Annotated in this window: 12 protein-coding genes and 3 pseudogenes; 11 read left to right on the top strand and 4 right to left on the bottom strand. The window is 47.2% G+C overall.

Features of this window, described 5'->3' with window-relative positions; all coding sequences use genetic code 11:
* Positions 1-248 precede the first annotated feature (248 nt).
* On the top strand, positions 249-887 hold the full coding sequence (locus GRP75_RS06540) for a glycoside hydrolase family 11 protein (protein ID WP_025720875.1): 639 nt from the start codon (positions 249-251) through the stop codon (positions 885-887).
* 292 nt (positions 888-1,179) lie between these two features.
* A pseudogene (locus tag GRP75_RS06535) lies at positions 1,180-1,872 on the top strand (formylglycine-generating enzyme family protein).
* A 96-nt stretch (positions 1,873-1,968) separates the two neighbouring features.
* Here GRP75_RS06535 and GRP75_RS06530 read toward each other — a convergent pair.
* From GRP75_RS06530 to GRP75_RS06520, 3 genes and pseudogenes are all read right to left on the bottom strand, one after another.
* Positions 1,969-3,054 carry a DUF3626 domain-containing protein gene (locus tag GRP75_RS06530; RefSeq protein ID WP_160788888.1) on the bottom strand — a complete coding sequence of 362 codons (1,086 nt, stop codon included), beginning with the start codon at positions 3,052-3,054 and terminating at the stop codon, positions 1,969-1,971.
* A 414-nt stretch (positions 3,055-3,468) separates the two neighbouring features.
* Positions 3,469-3,921 carry a VOC family protein gene (locus GRP75_RS06525; protein ID WP_160788887.1) on the bottom strand — a complete coding sequence of 151 codons (453 nt, stop codon included), beginning with the start codon at positions 3,919-3,921 and terminating at the stop codon, positions 3,469-3,471.
* A 64-nt stretch (positions 3,922-3,985) separates the two neighbouring features.
* Positions 3,986-4,129 (bottom strand): annotated as a pseudogene (locus GRP75_RS06520) (IS1595 family transposase); the annotation flags it as partial.
* Between the two features lie 117 nt (positions 4,130-4,246).
* On the opposite strand from GRP75_RS06520, the gene GRP75_RS06515 reads away from it, so the two are divergent.
* Both GRP75_RS06515 and GRP75_RS06510 read left to right on the top strand, forming a co-directional pair.
* Complete coding sequence (locus GRP75_RS06515; RefSeq protein WP_237448944.1) at positions 4,247-4,399, top strand: hypothetical protein; 153 nt, start codon at positions 4,247-4,249, stop codon at positions 4,397-4,399.
* Between the two features lie 323 nt (positions 4,400-4,722).
* Positions 4,723-5,751, top strand: coding sequence for a collagen-like protein (locus GRP75_RS06510; protein WP_337194213.1), 1,029 nt, complete (start codon positions 4,723-4,725; stop codon positions 5,749-5,751).
* A 451-nt stretch (positions 5,752-6,202) separates the two neighbouring features.
* On the opposite strand, the gene GRP75_RS06505 is transcribed toward GRP75_RS06510, so the two are convergent.
* Entirely contained in the window at positions 6,203-7,054 is an 852-nt protein-coding gene (locus tag GRP75_RS06505) for an aldo/keto reductase (protein WP_023987239.1), read from the bottom strand.
* A gap of 674 nt (positions 7,055-7,728) precedes the next feature.
* Between GRP75_RS06505 and GRP75_RS06500 the strand changes: the two genes are divergently transcribed.
* From GRP75_RS06500 to GRP75_RS06470, 7 genes and pseudogenes are all read left to right on the top strand, one after another.
* On the top strand, positions 7,729-11,754 hold the full coding sequence (locus GRP75_RS06500) for a DUF5695 domain-containing protein (RefSeq protein ID WP_160788886.1): 4,026 nt from the start codon (positions 7,729-7,731) through the stop codon (positions 11,752-11,754).
* A 136-nt stretch (positions 11,755-11,890) separates the two neighbouring features.
* Positions 11,891-13,189: an alpha-glucosidase/alpha-galactosidase gene (melA, locus tag GRP75_RS06495; protein WP_160788885.1), complete on the top strand. Its 1,299-nt coding sequence runs from the start codon at positions 11,891-11,893 to the stop codon at positions 13,187-13,189.
* 13 nt (positions 13,190-13,202) lie between these two features.
* A complete protein-coding gene (locus tag GRP75_RS06490) occupies positions 13,203-15,029 on the top strand; it encodes a cache domain-containing sensor histidine kinase (protein WP_160788884.1) in 1,827 nt (608 codons plus the stop codon).
* A gap of 15 nt (positions 15,030-15,044) precedes the next feature.
* Positions 15,045-16,637, top strand: coding sequence for a response regulator (locus GRP75_RS06485; RefSeq protein ID WP_160788883.1), 1,593 nt, complete (start codon positions 15,045-15,047; stop codon positions 16,635-16,637).
* A 123-nt stretch (positions 16,638-16,760) separates the two neighbouring features.
* On the top strand, positions 16,761-18,116 hold the full coding sequence (locus GRP75_RS06480; RefSeq protein WP_237448943.1) for an ABC transporter substrate-binding protein: 1,356 nt from the start codon (positions 16,761-16,763) through the stop codon (positions 18,114-18,116).
* 33 nt (positions 18,117-18,149) lie between these two features.
* Positions 18,150-19,055 carry a carbohydrate ABC transporter permease gene (locus GRP75_RS06475; RefSeq protein ID WP_160788882.1) on the top strand — a complete coding sequence of 302 codons (906 nt, stop codon included), beginning with the start codon at positions 18,150-18,152 and terminating at the stop codon, positions 19,053-19,055.
* Positions 19,052-19,335: pseudogene (locus GRP75_RS06470) on the top strand (carbohydrate ABC transporter permease); the annotation flags it as partial. The gene GRP75_RS06475 and the pseudogene GRP75_RS06470, both read left to right, overlap by 4 nt.

Raw genomic sequence — 19,335 nt, 5'->3', positions numbered from 1 at the left:
CCATCATAACCGTATTGTGGAGCTTACTTTCCTCGACAGCTTCTATAAATTTTAAAGAAAGCTAAACATAATAGAGTTAAAGCTTTAATTTGCTAGGTTTTTATGCAAACGCTATCATTCTATAATTTACTCAGAAAGGAGGTAAAAGTAAAAAAACGGGATATGACACGGATAAGCAATGTACTGCAAAGAGAACCAACTAACAAGCAGGTGTATGGGACAAACACAAAAATTTTAGGAGGGAAAGTATGTTTAAGTTTAGTAAGAAAATGATGACGGTAGTTCTTGCAGCTTCCATGAGTTTTGGGTTGTTTGCAACAACCTCAAGTGCAGCGACAGACTATTGGCAAAATTGGACCGATGGCGGTGGGACGGTCAATGCTGTTAATGGATCAGGCGGTAATTACAGCGTAACATGGAAGGATACCGGGAATTTTGTTGTCGGCAAAGGCTGGACTACTGGATCGCCAAACAGAACGATTAACTACAATGCCGGTGTCTGGGCGCCGTCCGGTAATGGATATTTGGCTCTCTACGGGTGGACGAGAAACTCACTCATCGAATATTACGTCGTTGATAGCTGGGGGACTTATCGACCTACCGGAACGTATAAAGGTACGGTGACCAGTGATGGGGGCACATATGACATCTACACAACAATGCGATACGACGCACCTTCCATTGAAGGCCAAAAAACGACGTTTATTCAGTACTGGAGTGTTCGACAGTCGAAGAGACCGACGGGGGGTAACTCCACGATCACTTTCAGCAACCACGTGAAAGCATGGGCGAGCAAAGGAATGAATCTGGGAAGTAACTGGTCTTACCAGGTGTTGGCGACAGAGGGGTATCAGAGTAGCGGGAGCTCTAACGTAACGGTGTGGTAACCACTCAACTGCAAGCTGTTCAACGAACAGGCGCGGTTGGGACTGTCTCACGGGATAAGCGGGTTTTGAGAGCTGTTGGATAGGATTTACACGAATGATCATGAAGGAAACACCAATTCCTAAACAATGGAGACAGGCCGATGGCCGTTCCCCTCCAGTCTCTCCGTCAGTGTCAGTGCGGATGCGTTGCAGGCCGTTACCTGCCAGACGAACGGCCTTCAACGCTGCTGGAGGTGAGTTACAGGCCATCACGGCCTATGATTTTCCCTACCAGCTTAAAGGAGATATATCAATGAGAAAGCTATTAATTTTCCTTTTAATAGCACCAATGGTTGTGATCAGCGCATGTTCGTAAGATAAGCCTGAAAAAAAGGATAACCTTGTATTCGTGGAAGGTGAGACTTTTCAAAACAACAAGTACAACAACTCTGGAAAAAGCGTGGCACTATCGAACTTTTATATCGACAAATATGAGGTAACTCAAAAAGAGTGGGTTGAAGTCATGGGAAGTAATTCCTCGGTATTTGTAGTCGACAATATGCCGGTAGAAAACCGTATTACAACATAAATAAGGATAAAAAAGACCCGAATAATAAGAATGATAACGATAATATAAAATGGACAGTAACGATTAATGAGGAAGCTAACGGTTACCGTTTGCCCACAGAAGTGGAGTGGGAATATGCTGCAGGCGGAGGTCAGGCGAGCAAGGGCTACACATACAGCGGAAGCAATAATGCCGACGAGGTCGCATGGTATTGGAAAAATGCCGGAGACAAGTACTTATCTGGAGACTGGAACTGGCCTATCATAGAGAGCAACAATAATAAAACAAAATCGATCGGTACCCGGAAACCCAACGAGTTAGGAATTTACGATATGTCTGGCAACGTAAGAGAATGGTGTTGGGACTGGTATAGAGACCAGGTTTGATGCGAATGGCTTTGGACCCGATCAAGGGTTTCGTGTAGCTCGTAGAGATTAGTCGGAATAAGGCACAACAAACGAAGGTAAAACTAATGGGCAGGTTAGTGAATGAAGGAGAAGGGTACAGAATTGCTCCATCTTCACAGAAAATTGTTCACTTTTCCATTGGCTTTCCATATCTCACTAAAACATGCCAGAGTAATTTTAATTCTTGTAGAACTTCTTTGTAGGTTCCTCTATCGCTCCAATTACTTGGATTTCGTTTCAAGTCGATAGCTGCAGAGCCAATCATATTTGCATCAATAAAATTACTTTGCGCAATTCTTTTGGCTAGTGAAGGCATGGAAGGACCTCTAAAATCCATAGGAACCTCATCAACCAAAAGTGTAAAGCCCATGTGCCAGTAAAGATCAACTGAATACTTTAAACATATCTGCTCTAAGATTCGTCCAGTATTGGTGCCTTTAAATGATGGGTCGGCAACAAGCATCTTTACGTCTTCTTTAAGAAAAATGTCACCATGAACCTGAGCTTCGATATAGTGGTCAAGATTTCGGTTTGGCTCTTTGTTTGATGGATTTTGGAATGGTTTCTCAAGATTGACGAGCATATGGTCGATTAACTTTCGAACCGTCAGATTTCTTTCACCAATGGCAAAATCACTATAGAACGCATCCCTCATGAGAGCAGCCAAAATGAGGTCAAATTCCTCATACGTCCCCTTTTCCTTGGGGTCTTGGTGAGAATCCAAATAAGTATAAGTGCAACGATGAGAGACCTCTGTGGATAAAAGGAAATAGCATGATCCAAAACGTGGAGCAGGTCCATCGGGATGTAACATGACATTGAGTGCCCCATACTTGGGCCGTTCGCTATTGGTTGAGCCATTTATTTGGTACGCTCCGCCAAACATTTTATTCTCCCAAACGTCACGTTCACCACCTGAAAATGCTGATACACTTCCATTCGATAGGAAAGTCTCAAACTGACTTTTGTAAATTCCCTGCTCAAGTAGTCCTTCAGCAACGCTTTTCATGGTCGGATCTAATCGATCTGGGTGAAAGTGTAGCGCAATACTTGCATGAGATTTTAGTTTAGTGATAGCGTCTTCAAATGTCTTTAGCTCGATGTTGGACATACGAAGGATTTCCCTAATTGTTTGCTCTGCCTCATTTTTGCGGCTTCTTGCATAATTTGTTACATACTCTTGAGCTAATTGCTGAGACCTCGATAATTCCATGGGCAGAAGAGTCCCTTCCCTTTTTATAGAATTATAATACATGATGGTCAGTAAGGGAACTTGCATATAGAGTTATTAAATTAACGGGAAACGATAGTTCAACTAACACAAGGAGAGGGCAGACGATAAAGTGGCATATCCACGACAATATCCTTATCCCTTCTGTACAATAATGGGGGGAGGTATATTTTTTTAAAGGCTATGTTACATTCTAATGTTGATATTTGACCGTAAGAAAACCGCCTTGGTGAAAAGGCGGTTTATTGAGCTATTGATCCCGTTAGTTGAGTCCCTTTAACGGTGTTTATATGATTGATGCACCCGACTTCTTCGAAATACTTTCACACTGCTTTTTTGTTTCTATTTTTTACTCTAGCAATGTATATTTCAGTTAAGTCTTCTTTTAAACGTCACTTATTTATTACCGAGTTGTTCCGCCAAACCGATTAGAAGTCCTTCAATTCCACGAATGTAGCAGAGCCGATACGAGTCCTCGTACTGAACCACTTCGCCAACGATCTGAGCACCATACTTTGTGAGTCTGGATACCATTTCGTCAATGTCTTCAACGGTGAACATGACGCGTAGATAACCGAGGGCATTTACAGGAGCAGTTCGGTGATCGGATATAGTAGGTGGGGTGAGAAATCGCGAAAGTTCAAGTCGGCTGTGGCCATCTGGGGTAACCATCATAGCAATCTCTACACACTGTGAACCCAGCCCGGTTACACGACCAGCCCATTCACCTTCGACAGTAGCTCGCCCTTCGAGCTTCAAGCCAATCTCCTCGAAGAAAGAGATTGCGTCATCAAGGAATTCTACAACGATGCCAACATTGTCCATTCTTAGTAATTTGTTTTTTGCCATAATTTTTATCTCCTTATGTGTACAAATTTATTATCTGATCATCTTCATACTTTATACTTTATGCTTTATGCTTCTGCTCTTGAATTTCATCAATCGCACAAACTGGAACCGCCACACCCTTGGTTCGAGACTGTAAAAAGTAGATAAGCTCTCGCTTACCGTCATCGTCCAATGTATCAGTATGCCTCTTCAGTTCCTTTAAATCCATGGGCAAATCATCTCCGAACAGTGATATTACCCTTATTATAGAACGCTAGTTCGTAAGTATCAAATATCAACAATAACATTTGTCGGCGGTGAAATTCCCGCTCACGCGGACATTGAGATGGCTTGTCAGGTCATTACTTCAATGGCTTCCTTTCGCGGACTCATCCAGCGCAAACCGTTCGACAAGCCTTTCTTCACAGCGCTAATCGATGGCATTCTACTGCCTGCACTCAAAAACCCGCAAACAGCTCCAAATATCATGGACAGATGATGACCAGGCGCTTACCAGAAGAATCTACAAGGTGGATCAATCACAGAAATGATTCAACTAACGGGAAACGATATTTGAATTTAGAACAGGGAGCACACTGCCACTGTGAGGTACAAAAAGAGACCCAAATGTGATTTTGGTTGACGCAGTGAAGGATGATTAAATTTTGTAATCATACTGAAAGAGTGTTGTGGTTTGTGAAATAACAGCACCCTACTAAACACCCAATATTCTAAAAATGGTTTTTAGTCTAGCCAATAACCGGCTATTCGTCCATGCCTAAAATAAATAACTTACGTACACTAAACTATCTTTATAGGGAGGTGTCGTTGTTGAGTTGTCCGGATAAAAAAAATCGCGCAAAAAGAAAACCACAATTGTTTGCCATCCAAAAGAAAAGAAAAAAGAAACGGTTGAGTTTTCTGTATAAAAAAAAATCGTGCAAAAAGAAAACCGCAATTGTTTGCCATCCAAAAGGGGAAAAAAAGAAACGACGTCTTCTAGTTATTAAAAAAATAGTGCGGGTACCGTGTCCCCCACCTAAAGGTCAGCAATTACTTCAAGGACTTGCGGGAGCAATTGCAGAAGCAGGACCTCAAGGACTTGCAGGAGCACTTGGCCCCCAAGGATTGGCAGGGATTGCAGGAGCGATAGGCGCACTTGGCCCCGAAGGACTTGCAGGAGCGCTTGGCCCACAGGGACTTGCAGGGATTGCAGGAGCAATTGGCGCAGCTGGATTGGCAGGACCAGCAGGACCAGCAGGACCAGCAGGGCCAGCGGGACCAGCAGGAGCAGCAGGACCAGCAGGGCCAGCGGGACCAGCAGGAGCAGCAGGGCTAACAGGTCCAGCAGGAGCAACAGGAGCAACAGGAGCAGCAGGAGCAACAGGTCCAGCAGGAGCAACAGGAGCAGCAGGACCAGCAGGTGGAGTATTAGGCTTTGCAGATTTCTTTGCCTTGATGCCTCCTGATAATGCAGCAACTGTTGCTCCCGACACGGACGTGAGTTTTCCGCAAGATGGTCCAATCAGTGGGACTGCAATTACCCGTATAAATGCGAGTTCTTTTAACTTGGCTACAATTGGCACTTATCAGGTTTTGTTTCAGGTAGGTGTAAACGAACCGGGTCAACTCATTTTAACACTCAACGGCGCTGACCTGGCTTATACGGTGGTCGGGCGTGCAACAGGTACTTCTCAAATAGTAGGAATGGCTCTTGTACAAACAACGGTCATTAATTCAGTACTCACAGTGCGAAATCCTGCTGGCAATGCCGCGGCACTCACGATCACTCCATTAGCTGGAGGAACAAGACCAGTTTCCGCGCACCTTGTTATTACGCAGGTTGCATAGAGGGAAAGAAATGCAGTATTTTTCGATAATAATGCCAATATCAAATAGAGGCCGCCCTCAATATTTCTGCGGTGCAATAATTTGGTACGGGGACATTGTGCTCCTACGACATAAATGTATTGCTTTGTAGCGATCACCGCCGACAGGCGAACAGGAGCGGAAATTGTGGAATGAGCAAGGAATCAGGCACATCCGTCCGGCCGCCATATGCACCAGACGGAAAGGCAAGAGATAGGGGCGTTTCTCCAGACATCTGTGATGGGGGACGTCCCTTCTTTGATAAATGTATTAAACTAACGGGGAACGATAGTTCAATAAATACATTGATACCGCAAACGAAAAAGAGGAGTAGATTTCCTTAGGGCATCTACTCCATACTTCTAACGGTTATTGTTAAATTGTTGGTTCTTTTGGTGTAATCAAAACCTACGGGTGATCTTTTGAAAGAGGGTTAGATATCGAGTTTACGGCTACCGATCCATTTCACCATGTCAGGATCGCGATGTGAAAAGAACAGGCTCTGTTTCGTATCTAACGTAGTAATCGACTCCATATCCTCTTGGCTTAACTCAAAGTCAAAGATATCGAAGTTTTCGATAATTCTTTCTTTACGAACGGACTTTGGAATCACAACAACTTCTCTTTGTGTCAACCAGCGTAAAACCACCTGAGCAACGGATTTATTATACTTTTCAGCTATGGCTGCCAATATCTCATGCTGGAACAAGTTATTTTTCCCTTCAGCAAAAGGCGCCCAGGATTCGATCTGAACGTTATTCTCTTTCATGAATTTTGCATTTTCAATTTGCTGATTGAATGGGTGCGTTTCAACCTGGTTTACGGCAGGAACTACTTCATTATGAATAATCAAATCGATCAGGCGATCCTCATGGAAGTTACTAACGCCGATTGCACGGACCTTTCCTTCACGATACAATTCCTCCATAGCGCGCCAAGAACCAAACACATCTCCATATGGCTGGTGAATTAAATACAAATCCAAATAATCCAACTGCAATCTTTCCAGTGATTTTTCAAATGCCTTTTTTGTACGCTCATAACCAGTATCCTGAACCCAAAGTTTCGTAGTGATAAATAACTCCTCTCTTGTCACGCCACTTCGATTAATCGCTCTGCCAACTGCTTCTTCATTTAAATAAGAGGCAGCGGTATCTATCAACCGATAGCCTGCCATAATAGCGTCATAAACGCTTTGTTCACATTCATTTGCATCTTGGATCTGATAAACACCAAAACCGAGTATAGGCATCTCAACCCCATTGTTCAAAGTTACTTTTTGCATATAAAATCCTCCAGTATTTTTAATTATTATGTATAAATCAACTACAATCCATATTCATAACAGACACCCACTTCACATCCTTATTATGCACCAGATGACAAAGCGATCGTTATCCCGTTCGTGCCAAATGTTTGCCTAATCCTCTCACTACCACCTATTTACCAGATACCTATGGACTATATTAGTTTTCATACGCGACTCAGATTTTTCCCCATACCCTATCCCCAAAATTCTTTACATACACAGACTCCAAATTCTACCTTAGGAGCGAATCTCTCTTAATAAATAACCTCGCGTCTGGAAAAACCCAAAGTATCGATTCCCCATTACAGCAACTCAAAATAAATTCTTATAGTGTCTGTTTGTATGATTTGTTCAAACCCCGATGTATCTATGAAAGTCTTACCTTATTTAAATACAAAAAATCTCATTACAACAGCGATCGGAAGAATGATCTGTATGTGCAGCGCTCGCTACTCACCACTATAACTCATCTCATGATTAGGTTGAAATCCTATATAAATCGGTTGAAAATGTTGATTTTACCAATGGACAAGGATTTGTACAATAGAGTTGTAACGCTTACATTTCCAAGGAGGTTGCGGCGAAATGAAGAGACTTCAGGTGATTGGCAAACAAATCAGGACCCCGAGATCCAAAAGGAGGCCGTGTTGATGAAATTTAAGGGAATATTGGCGGCATTTTTGTTTTTAACCACAGCGTCTGTGTTGTTTGGGACGCATACGGCAGAGGCCCATGAACTATCCAATGACAAGCTGACGATTCAGACAGGCGAGCATGGAGAAATTTCATCCATACGTATCAAGGGAGATGCTTTCCCGACAGAGTACGTGATGAACGCAACGGTTACACCTGAGCAGAACACCGCAGATCATCAGTGGCTAGGAGAGCTGATGTTCACGTACCGCTTGGATGGAGGCAGCTGGACGAAGGCATGGACGAACAAGTCGGCAGACGCACGTAAGATCACAACCAGTGGTAACCGTGTCACTGTCACGTACGAGAATTCTACTAACGCAGAAGGCATACGCAATTTTAAAGTCATTGAAACGTATTCGGCAGAGTCGAATGGTTCGGTGCTGTGGAATATACAGGTGCAGAATACAAGTGGAAAAAAATTGGAGATTGGCGATTTCGGTTTGCCTCTGCCTTTTAATGAGCAGTGGACCAACGGTGATGCGATCTACGAAACTAGAGTGGTGACGCATTCCTTTGTCGGCAATAACAGCTCCTATATTACAGCTGGGCGTCCCAGCGGCATTGGTTCTTCCCTGCTGCTGATTCCTGATTCCACAACAGGTGCGGGTTTTGAATATCAGGATCACTGGCGGGATGAGGAGCATCCGGGCAGCAAATGGGCCTGGAATCCAGCCAACGAAGGCAAATGGCTGGAAGGACTCAATGTATTTTATATTCATTCCAATGTCATCAAGTCCACGAATCGGGGGTATTTGCCCAATACAAGCCTGATCCTGAATCCTGGTCAAAGCAAAAACTATGGCTTCAAGTTTCTGGCGGTGAAGGACGAGCATGATGTAAAAGATACGTTGTACCAAGAAAACTTGGTGGATACAACAGTCGTACCCGGCATGATCGTGCCTACGAATCAAAAAGCGAAGGTGGACCTGCGCTCCAAGCAGGCGATCAGCAAAGTAACCTATCCAGACGGAACCGTTATTCCGCAGACAGATAGCAAGGCCGGAGGACATTACATTTATGAACTGAAATTTACTAAGCTGGGTCCGAACTTCATAACGGTAGAATACGGAAACGGCAACAAAACGGTGTTACAGTTCTATGCCATCGAGCCGATTGATCAGGCGTTGCAACGGCATGCTACATTTATGGTCGACAAAACCCAATGGAATGTACCGGGTGATCTGCGCGACAAGGTATTTGATGATTGGATGATGCATACCAAATCCAAACGCAACATTTTCAACGGCTATTGGGGCTGGGGAGACGATTGGGGTCTGACCCACGGACAGTTCCTGGCTGAGAAAAACACACTGTCTCCAGTCGCCAAAGAGGTGCGGGCAGTAGACGATTATTTGGAGACGGCGATCTGGACAAATCTGATGAACGGACATCATGAGGATTATTTAATTCATGATTTCTTGATGCCAGAACCTAACGATACACCGACCTATCGAGGGTATGCGTATCCGCACGTATACAACACGTATTTCAGCATGTACAAGATTGCCAAGGAATACCCGGACCTTGTCACTTACAAGCATCCAAAGGAAACCTATTTGCTGCGGGCGTATAACATTTTCAAAGCATTGTATGAAGGGCCAGTCGCGTACAACTGGGAAACAGGTTTGATGGGCGAACTGACCACACCGGATATTATTCAGGCACTTCATGATGAAGGCTATGATGATGAAGCGAATGATCTCAAGGAAAAAATGGATCGTAAATATAACAATTTTAAAAATACAAAGTATCCTTACGGTTCTGAATATAGCTATGACAATACAGGGGAAGAGGCTGTATATACGTTAGCCAAGCAGAATATAGATACAGAGGGCGAGCAAAGTAAAGCCCTGGAAATGATGAGTAAAATTAATGCCAAAACCCGTGCGGCACGCGGTCATATGCCCGTATGGTACTACTACACCGATCCGGTGACGATTACCGGGGAGAACTGGTTTAACTTCCAGTACACGACTTCGCTTGCCGGATATGCGATGGATGACTGGATTCGCCATCATGAGGACAATCACCGTGAGGAACAACAACGGTTGTCCTATGCAGCTAAAATTGCCAATGTTGGAGCGATTAACTCCGGGCAAATCAGCTCGGACCCTGAGAACATCGGGGCGGTCGCATGGACGTATCAAGCGGAAAAAGGCAATAACGGCACGAACGGCACTGGCGGCGGTAAAAATGTTCCGCTCTTTAACGGCTGGCGCGGCATGAGCGGTGAGGCTGATCTCGGATTGTTCGGTGCGCTCAAAACATTAAGTGCTGATATCGCGATTGATCCTATTTTCGGATTGACGGGCTACGGTGCAGAGGTGAGCAAAAGCGGCAACGTGTATACGATCAAGCCGCTGGACGGCCTGTTCAAGCGGGTCAATCTGATCACAGAAAAGCTATATATTGAGCTGGAGAAGGATCAATATACAGAAGCCAAGTTGGCAACATCCAAGGATTATGTATGGTTCCAACTGAAAAATCAAACGCCGGGCCAAGCCCATTCCACGTACGTTACATTTGACGGTTTGAAGAAAGGAACGTATCTGGTTAAAGTAGGCGGTCAATCGCAAGGAAAGTTTAATGCGTATGCGACCACCAACAAACTTAAATTGGAGATTGGTACAGCATCCTCCTATACGATAGAGCTGACACCGACCACACCTGATCCGAACAAAGCACCTATCGTGGATGCTGGCAAAGATTCGAAGGTAAAGCTGCCGGATCAGATCATTCTGAAAGGCACGGCTACGGATGATGGACTTCCACAAGGTAAGGTGACGAGCGAGTGGAGTCTGGTCGAAGGACCACAGGACGCGAAGGTCACATTCAGTAACAAAACATCGCTGCGCACGAAGGTGGACGTTTCCGAGCCAGGAACGTATGTGTTCAAGCTGACAGCCAGCGATTCTCAGTTGTCAGCTGAGGCTAAAGTAACGGTGGTAGCTGAACCGGCGGCTCCGTTACTTGAACAGCTTGCAGTTTACAAGTTTGATGAAACAAGCGGTTCTGTAGTTGCGGATTCATCGGACAGTGGCAATGATGCTGCCGTGAAGGGAACGGCTGCATGGGCTGCGGGTAAAACAGGCAATGCTGTCAGCCTGAACGGCAAGGACAGCTATGTGCAGCTGCCGGCGGGTATTGTCAGTCGGACACAGCAATTGACCGTATCTGGCTGGGTCAAAGCGAACAGCCTGAGCGATTATGTGCGGATTTTTGACTTCGGCTCCGGGACGAATGAATATATGTTCCTGACGCCTAAAGCAGGAAATACCATGCTGTTTGCCATTACCAACCAAGGCAACGGGCAGGGACAGGAGCAGACGATTGAAGGCCCTGTACTGCCGACAGGCGTATGGAAGCATGTTGCGGTCACGCTTTCGGGTTCCACAGGTATTTTATACGTGGATGGAAAAGAAGTGGGACGCAATACCAACCTGACCTTGAATCCTACCAGTCTGGGTCAGACCAAAAATAATTTCATCGGCAAATCTCAGTACCCTGATCCGTACTTCAATGGTCTGGTGGATGAATTCCGTATCTACAGCCGTGCTTTGAATGCAACCGAGGTGGCAGGACTGGCCTCTGGTACAGCACAGAATCTGGCGGCAACTGAGAAAATCACCGCGTTAAAAGAAGTAAACGTGACGACTCGTGCGGGTGAAAAACCCGAACTGCCAAGCGTGGTGGAAGCTACGTATGGAGAAGGCTTCACCAAATGGGTGGCTGTGGAATGGGAGGATATAGACCCTGCACAATATGCTGCTCCAGGTTCGTTTGAGTTGAAGGGTAAAGTAGAAGGGACAGAGTTAAAGGCAATTGCGAAGGTAACTGTGATTGAGGCTGGGGCTGCGGATTCATCGGTAACACCGGTTAGTCCGGAGAATTCAGTAACCCCGCCAACTACGACACCCTCGGTAACATCTGCCTTACCGCTTCAGCCTGTTAGCTCCGCTAAATCAGCGGGGGTATCCTGAATGGGAGGCAACAACGCATAGTTATGACTAACCTTTCCCATCGTCACTTTCCTCCTAATAAAGGGGAGAGTGGCGGTGGGTATCCTTGCATTTGGAGTGCAAAGCTGCGAACAAAAATGTGAATGGGGGAAAAAGTATGAGCAAGATTACATTTCTGGGTGCAGGCAGTACGGTATTTGCTAAAAATGTGCTTGGCGATTGTATGTTGACGCTTGCTTTGCAGGGCTTTGAGTTGGCGTTGTTCGATATTGACCCCGTAAGGCTAAAAGATTCAGAAAATATTTTATCCAATTTGAAAAAAACAACAGGGAGCACCTGTGTGATTCGCTCCTACACTGACCGCAAGGAAGCACTGCGTGGGGCGACCTATGTGGTAAACGCCATCCAGGTAGGCGGCTATGATCCGTGTACAATTACGGATTTTGAAATTCCTAAAAAATACGGCCTGCGCCAAACGATTGCCGATACGGTTGGTATTGGCGGTATTTTCCGCAATTTACGTACGATTCCGGTGATGCTCGATTTTGCGGCAGATGTACGCGAGGTGTGCCCGGATGCATGGTTTCTCAACTACACGAATCCGATGGCAGTGCTAACGAATGTGATGAACGTTTATGGCGGTGTCCGTACGGTAGGGCTGTGTCATAGCGTGCAGGCGTGTATACCGGAACTGTTTAAAAGCCTCGGGCTGGAGCAGGAAGGTGTAAAGGCAAAAATCGCAGGCATCAATCATATGGCGTGGCTGCTCGAAGTGAGCAAGGACGGTGTGGATTTGTATCCTGAGATTAAAAAACGAGCCGCCGCTAAGCAGCAGGAAAAGCATCATGATATGGTGCGCTTTGAAATGATGCTAAAATTCGGCTATTACATTACGGAATCGTCCGAGCATAATGCGGAATATCATCCGTATTTTATCAAACGGGCATACCCTGAGCTGATTGAGCGCTTCAATATTCCTTTGGATGAATACCCTCGCCGCTGTGTGAGCCAGATTGAACGATGGGAAACGATGCGTGAAGAGCTTTTGGGTAATCAGGATCTGCGTCATGAACGGTCAAACGAGTATGCCTCTTATATATTTGAGGCGATCGAAACGAATCAGCCTTTTGCCATTGGCGGCAATGTGATGAACACAGGCTTAATTACCAATCTGCCGAAGGAAGCCTGTGTGGAGGTACCTTGTCTGGTGAATCGTAACGGGGTTACGCCAACCTTTGTCGGGGATTTGCCACCTCAATGCGCTGCGCTGAACCGGACGAATATTAATACCCAGCTGTTAACGATTGAAGCTGCAATCACCGGGAAAAAGGAGCACATTTATCATGCAGCTATGTTGGACCCGCACACGTCTGCAGAGCTGTCCATGGATGATATCGTTTCTCTGTGTGATGACCTGATTGCAGCCCACGGGACATGGCTCCCAGCCTATGTGTAAGGGAGGCAGCTGAATGGGAGGCCGTGGTCGTCAAAAGTTCGCCGGGATTCCTACAATCCGTGGGAAATTCATTGTACTGACGCTGGTACTCACCGTCATTCCGATGGTGGTACTGACCTTTACCTTTTACCGGATCGCGGCCCATTCCCTTGGTGAGAAGTCGGAAGCACTTGCTATGCAGTCCCGGCAAATGAGTGAAAATTACGTCAATGCGACGCTCTCCGACTTGAATGATCTGACCAATGCCATTCTCAGCAATCCTGATGTGCAGTTTACGCTGGAGACCAAGCCGGAAGATGATTATGAATATTTACGGAACGATGAAACACTCAGTATGGTTGTCCGTACGCAAACCCAGACCAAGCCGTATATCACGTCCTCTCTCATATATGCCGCCAATGGCGGGCTCAAGCATTCTCTCTATCAGGGGAATGTTTCGGTCCGTTTTGGCGGCCTTCCTACATTAGAGGAAGCACGTGTATACTATCGCCGCCTACTCGCCGAACGGCCCATGATGTGGATGGCTCATTCGCCGTTTGAATCCGGACGCGGGATGGCGGAGGATCGCATCTATGTGGGGAAGCTGCTCCGAAAAACGACTGGAGATTATGCACCACTCGGATTTTTGCTGCTGGAAATCGACAAGGCCAGTCTGTTTCGGGGGCTTGCTTTTCATGAAACAGACGGCAATACCCAGATGTGGGTGCTGGATCAGGAGGGCGAGCCTGTATACCGATTGCCGGAGCAGGGTGTCGCGGATCAAGCGCTATTGCGGCAGATTGCCAAATCGGCTGTGGATAGGCCTGTGCTTACGAAGGACTGGAGAACATGGAACGGCCGCCAGACGATGATCTCATACGGCCCGTTAAATGAAGGACAATGGACGCTGCTGCAAAAAGTTGATCAGTCCGTGCTGTTCGAGGATGCGCGGAAAATCGGCGCCTGGACCATCTGGACTTTTTTGATTGCATTGATGCTGGGCTGGATGCTGTCTTATCGGCTGAGTGACACGATTCGTCGCCCCCTGCTTCAATTGAGCCGATTAATGGCGGTCGATGGGAGTGTGAGCGCTACAGGCTCAGCCCAAGCTTTCGAAGCTCCTACTTCCGTTGTTTTTAATCCTAAGGATGAGGTAGGGCAGATCGGGGAGCGTTTTCTTCATATGATGCAAAAAAATCATGAACTGTACGGTCAGGTCTACGAAGCATTGCTGTCGCGTAAGCAAGCGGAGTTCCGCGCGCTTCAGGCGCAGATTAATCCGCATTTTTTGTACAACACGCTAGAATCACTGAAGGGAATGGCATTGGCGAATGGGCAACGCGATATGGCAGAGGTAATCGGTGCCTTCGGTAAATGCTTTCGCATTTCGCTAAGTTATGGCCGAGAGCAAATCAGTTTGGGACAGGAAGTCGAGCATGTAAGCGCCTATGTGAAGGTGCAGCAGTTCAGGTTTAGGAATTCGTTCGAGTGGATTTGCGAGGTCGAGGAGGATATTTGCGGATTTTATGTACCCAAACTAATCCTCCAGCCGCTCGTCGAAAATGCTATTTATCACGGCTTAAAAGGGCGCACCGACCGTGGCTATATCATGTTATCCGGTACAAGGGAAGGGGATATGTTGCGTTTGACGGTCAGTGATGATGGGGGCGGTATTGGAGTCGAGCGTCTGAACGATATCCGGAAGTCGCTGGATGCGGAACGGGGGAGTGCTATTGGCTTTGGGCTGCGCAATGTGCATGAACGTCTTCGGCATTATGGTCCGCAATATGGACTGTCCGTGACAAGCGAGCCGGGTCAGTACACCTCGGTTACCTTACTGGCACCCATTCGAACCGAATAAGAAAGGGGAGATGGCATGTACCGGCTGCTGATTGTGGACGACGAATATCATATTCGGGAAGGACTGAAGCTGATGGTGGCGGAAAGTGGCCTGTCAGTGGAAGTCAGTGATGTGGCGGAGGACGGCGCAACGGCATTACGTCTGTATACGGAGCAGCGACCGGACATGATTTTACTGGATATTAATTTACCGGATATGAGTGGACTGGACGTAGCAAAAACCATTCGGGAAAAGGATCAGCGGACCCCGTTATTATTTCTAACAGGGTACGAATCTATGACATATATTCGTCAGGCAGTTTCGCTTCAAGCGGTCGATTATTTGCTCAAGCCGGTGACCAGCGAGGATTTCGAAGCGGCATTGAGCCGGGCAGAGGATCGCATTGCGCAATGGCGAAGAAGCGAGGAGGAAGCCATTCACCGCCATCGTTCATTGGAGCCATTGTACAGGGAGCATCTACTGCTGGATTTGCTCCAGCAGCGGCGTCCTGCAGCCGAGGTCATTCGGGAGATGGACGGGCTGGGATTTTTCGGTGAGACGAGTGGGCCGCCTTATACCGTGCTGTGCTGCGAGCTGGAGGAGGCGTCGCAGCAGGAGGCAACCGCCACTAGCAAGCCACACGGTTCCATGCATAAAAGCAGCCATGTATTCGCCGGACTGGCTGGGGAGGCTGCGGCAGCAGCCGGGGCGAAGGCGCATGGTGCGGCGGTTTCCCGCGATCGGCGTGTTGTGCTGCTGGCGACGGCATCTTGCAGGGCGGCGGAGCGGACGGCACAGCAGATCCGGCAGGCCGTGCAGGAACAATTGAGCCAGGGCGTGTCCATCGGGATTAGCCGTCCCGTACAACGGATGGAGCAACTTCCTGAAGCGTATGAAGAAGCTGTGCAAGCGGCGGAGCATCGGGGGTGGGTGGGCTATAGCCAGATCATCCCCTATGAGAGTATTCAGGCGGCCGAGCCGAACAGCAGTCAATTACTGGAGAAGGAACTGCTAATGATTACGGAAATTCGAGCAGGCAATGATGCTGCCGTACATGCGATTTTACAGGAATGGTCAGGACAGTTGGCAGGGTTGCCCGTCAAGCAGGTGAAAATGATTGTCACTCAGCTCGTGCTGTTCGTCATGCGGATCGTTCAGAGTGATGCATCTGTAGGACAAACGTCCATGCAGGAGCAGGACCCGTTGTTGGAGCTGTCCCGATTACGGCATGGGCCCGAGATGATTGATTATGTATCGCGCTATTTTGTTCGGGTGGGTCGTCATGTCCGAGAATCACGTGAGAAGGGGATTCCACGCAAATTCCAACGGGCCAAGGAATGGATTCGGGAGCATCTTCAGGAGGATGGCGGGCTGAACCGTCTTGCAGAGTACATGAATATGAGCCCCAAATATTTGAGTGCCCGTTTCAAGCAAGTTACAGGTGAAAGCTTCGCCGACTACCAGACGCGTGTTCGCTTTGAGCGAGCCCGAGAACTGCTGCTGGACGCGAATCGCAAGGTGGCGGAGGTAGCGGAGGTTGTGGGATTCACAGATACCAACTATTTTAGCATTGCCTTTAAAAAGCATACCGGACTGACCCCGACGGAGTTTCGTAAAACATTTTTGTAAACGCGCTGTTAAAAAAATCATACCAAAACAAAGAGAGTCTGGAGTCGTTGGGTGGTCGGCTCTGGGCTCTCGGCGCATAATAGGCTTGTAAGGAGAAACCAGTTCAGGAAGGGGCCGGTTGATTTGCTGAAACGAAGGTTACGGACATGGATGGCTCTCGTGATGTCGGCGATGTTGACAGGACTGACGGCTTGCAGTGGTAACGCTGGCGAACCGGCTAATCCCAATGCGGTCGAACTCAAGTTCATGTACTGGGGAAGCAATGATGAGAAGCAGGCGATGGAAAAAATGATTCAAAGCTTTAATGCATCCCACCCGAACATCCGGGTGAAGGGCGAGCATGTCCCTGGTGACTACACGACGAAAATTAACACGTTAATGGCTGCCAATCAGCTTCCTGATATCGCCTACCTGGGCGATTCCCTCACGATGAAATGGGCAAGTGAAGGTAGACTCCTGGATTTATCCTCTTATTATGACGAATATCCCGAATTAAAAAACAAGCTCAAATCCTCTTATCTCTACAGCGAACCCGGCAAGTCTATCGGCAATTACACCGCATTGGAAGTGATGCAGTTATTTTACAACAAGGAGTTGTTTACAGAAGCAGGGGTACCCGTCCCTCCGGCTGATCCTCAAAAAGCGTGGACATGGAATGAATTTCTGGAAATTGCCAAAAAGCTGACCAAGGATCAGAGCGGCAAGCATCCGGGAGACAGTGGATTTGATCCGAAAAATATTGTGCAATACGGCTTTGCCTTTGGCAATGACCGCAGCTCCTGGGGGCCGCTTTTAGCGAGCAACGGTGGAGGTTTGACTGACAAAACGGGCAAGAAGTACACCCTGAACAGTCCTGAGTCGGTGGAGGTTTTTCAGAAGTTGCAGGATCTGGTTTTCAAGGAGCATGTTTCTCCTGATTTGATCCAGCAGCAGGACATGCCGTCCAATACAATTCGGCTTCAGACAAGAAAGGTCGCAATGGTGGTAGACGGGACATGGTCCCTGCTCGATTTTTCGAACAACAAGCAGCTGCAATGGAGTATCGGCGTTCTGCCGAAGCTAAAAGAGCCCAAAACGATGATTGTTGCGGGAGCCACGGTCATTTTCCAGAGCACCAAGCACCCGAAGGAAGCGCTCGAATTTTATTTGTACCATAACAATCCCGAAAAGGTGGATTTGTTCAAGTCCGGTCTTTGGATGCCTATCGAGGAAAAATATTATACCGATGAGCAGGCCATCCAGTCATGGACAAATAATGCCGCACATCCACCGGAATTTCAAAAGGCTGGCATTGAGTATGCCAGAGATTATGCGATCAAGCCGTCAACTTCGACCCTTCGCAACTGGCCTGATATCGGTTCCAAGCTGACCCCAGGGCTGGATCTGATTTGGACGAACAAGAAGACGCCGCAGCAGGCACTGGATGAACTGGAACCTATCATTCAGCCATTGCTTCAAGGAATATACCCGGATGAATAATGCGGCGGGACAGCTGCGAAAGGAGAACGGCCCATGAAGCGACCAAAATCAGGAATGATGCGTATGGAGCGAAACTGGGGTCTGCTATTCGCGCTTCCTGCCATCCTCGGATTAATGATATTTACAATTGGACCGATTGCGGCCTCGTTCGTATTCAGCTTAACCGATTGGACGATTGGCGGACAGATGACCTTTATCGGATTGGACAATTACCGAACCATTTTGACCGAGGATGCTACCTTTTCCCAATCCATGTTCGTGACCACATATTATGCACTGGGTAGCGTACCTCTAGGCTTGGCGGCAGCTTTTATCATTGCGCTGTTATTAAATCAAAAGGTGAAGGGTTTGTCGGTGTTCCGTACGATTTATTATTTACCTACCATTGTACCGAGTATTGCCAACACGATGCTGTGGCTGTGGATGTTCAACCCGGATTTTGGTCTGTTAAATTCGCTGCTGGAGAGCGTTGGACTGCCGGGGAGCAAATGGATTTATGACGAGAGCACTGCAATACCCTCGCTGATCATGATGAGCACCTGGGGGATCGGGAACACGGTCATTATCTTTTTGGCGGGACTTCAGTCGGTTCCCACCCATCTGTATGAAGCAGCTGAGGTAGACGGCGGCAATAGGTGGCACAAATTTTTTCACATTACCATTCCTTCGATGACACCAACCATTTTCTTCAATCTGGTCATGTCTTTAATCAGCACCTTTCAGGCATTCAATCAGGCGTATGTTATGACCAACGGGGGACCTAACAATTCAACCCTGTTCTATGTGTTCTACTTGTGGCGTACGGCCTTTACGGAGACTAAAATCGGCTACGCCTCAGCGCTGGCCTGGATCTTATTTTTCGTCATCATGGTCCTAACGGTTCTGATTTTCTCCACATCCCAAAAGTGGGTCCACTATGAAGGAGGGGAACGTTCATGAATCAGGTCACTTCTTCTGTCAATCCTTCAGAAACACCACAACATCCGCTTCCACAGCCTGAACGCTCCCGAAGTCCTGCTACCGCCACCCGTTCCAAACCATTCCCAATCAGCCGTGTTGTACTGTATGTCGTTTTAATTATAGGTAGTGTTTTAATGCTGTTGCCATTTGCATGGCTCATTCGTAGCTCTCTGATGGGGACATCTCAAATTTTCGTGTTTCCGCCAGAGTGGATACCCTCTCCTTTTCAATGGAGCAATTACCCGGAAGCGCTGACTTC

This window comes from Paenibacillus sp. OT2-17 (assembly GCF_009827695.1).
GTDB classification, from domain to species: domain Bacteria; phylum Bacillota; class Bacilli; order Paenibacillales; family Paenibacillaceae; genus Paenibacillus; species Paenibacillus polymyxa_B.
Note: the sequence above shows the minus strand (reverse complement) of the source record. Positions and strands in the feature narration are given on the sequence as shown.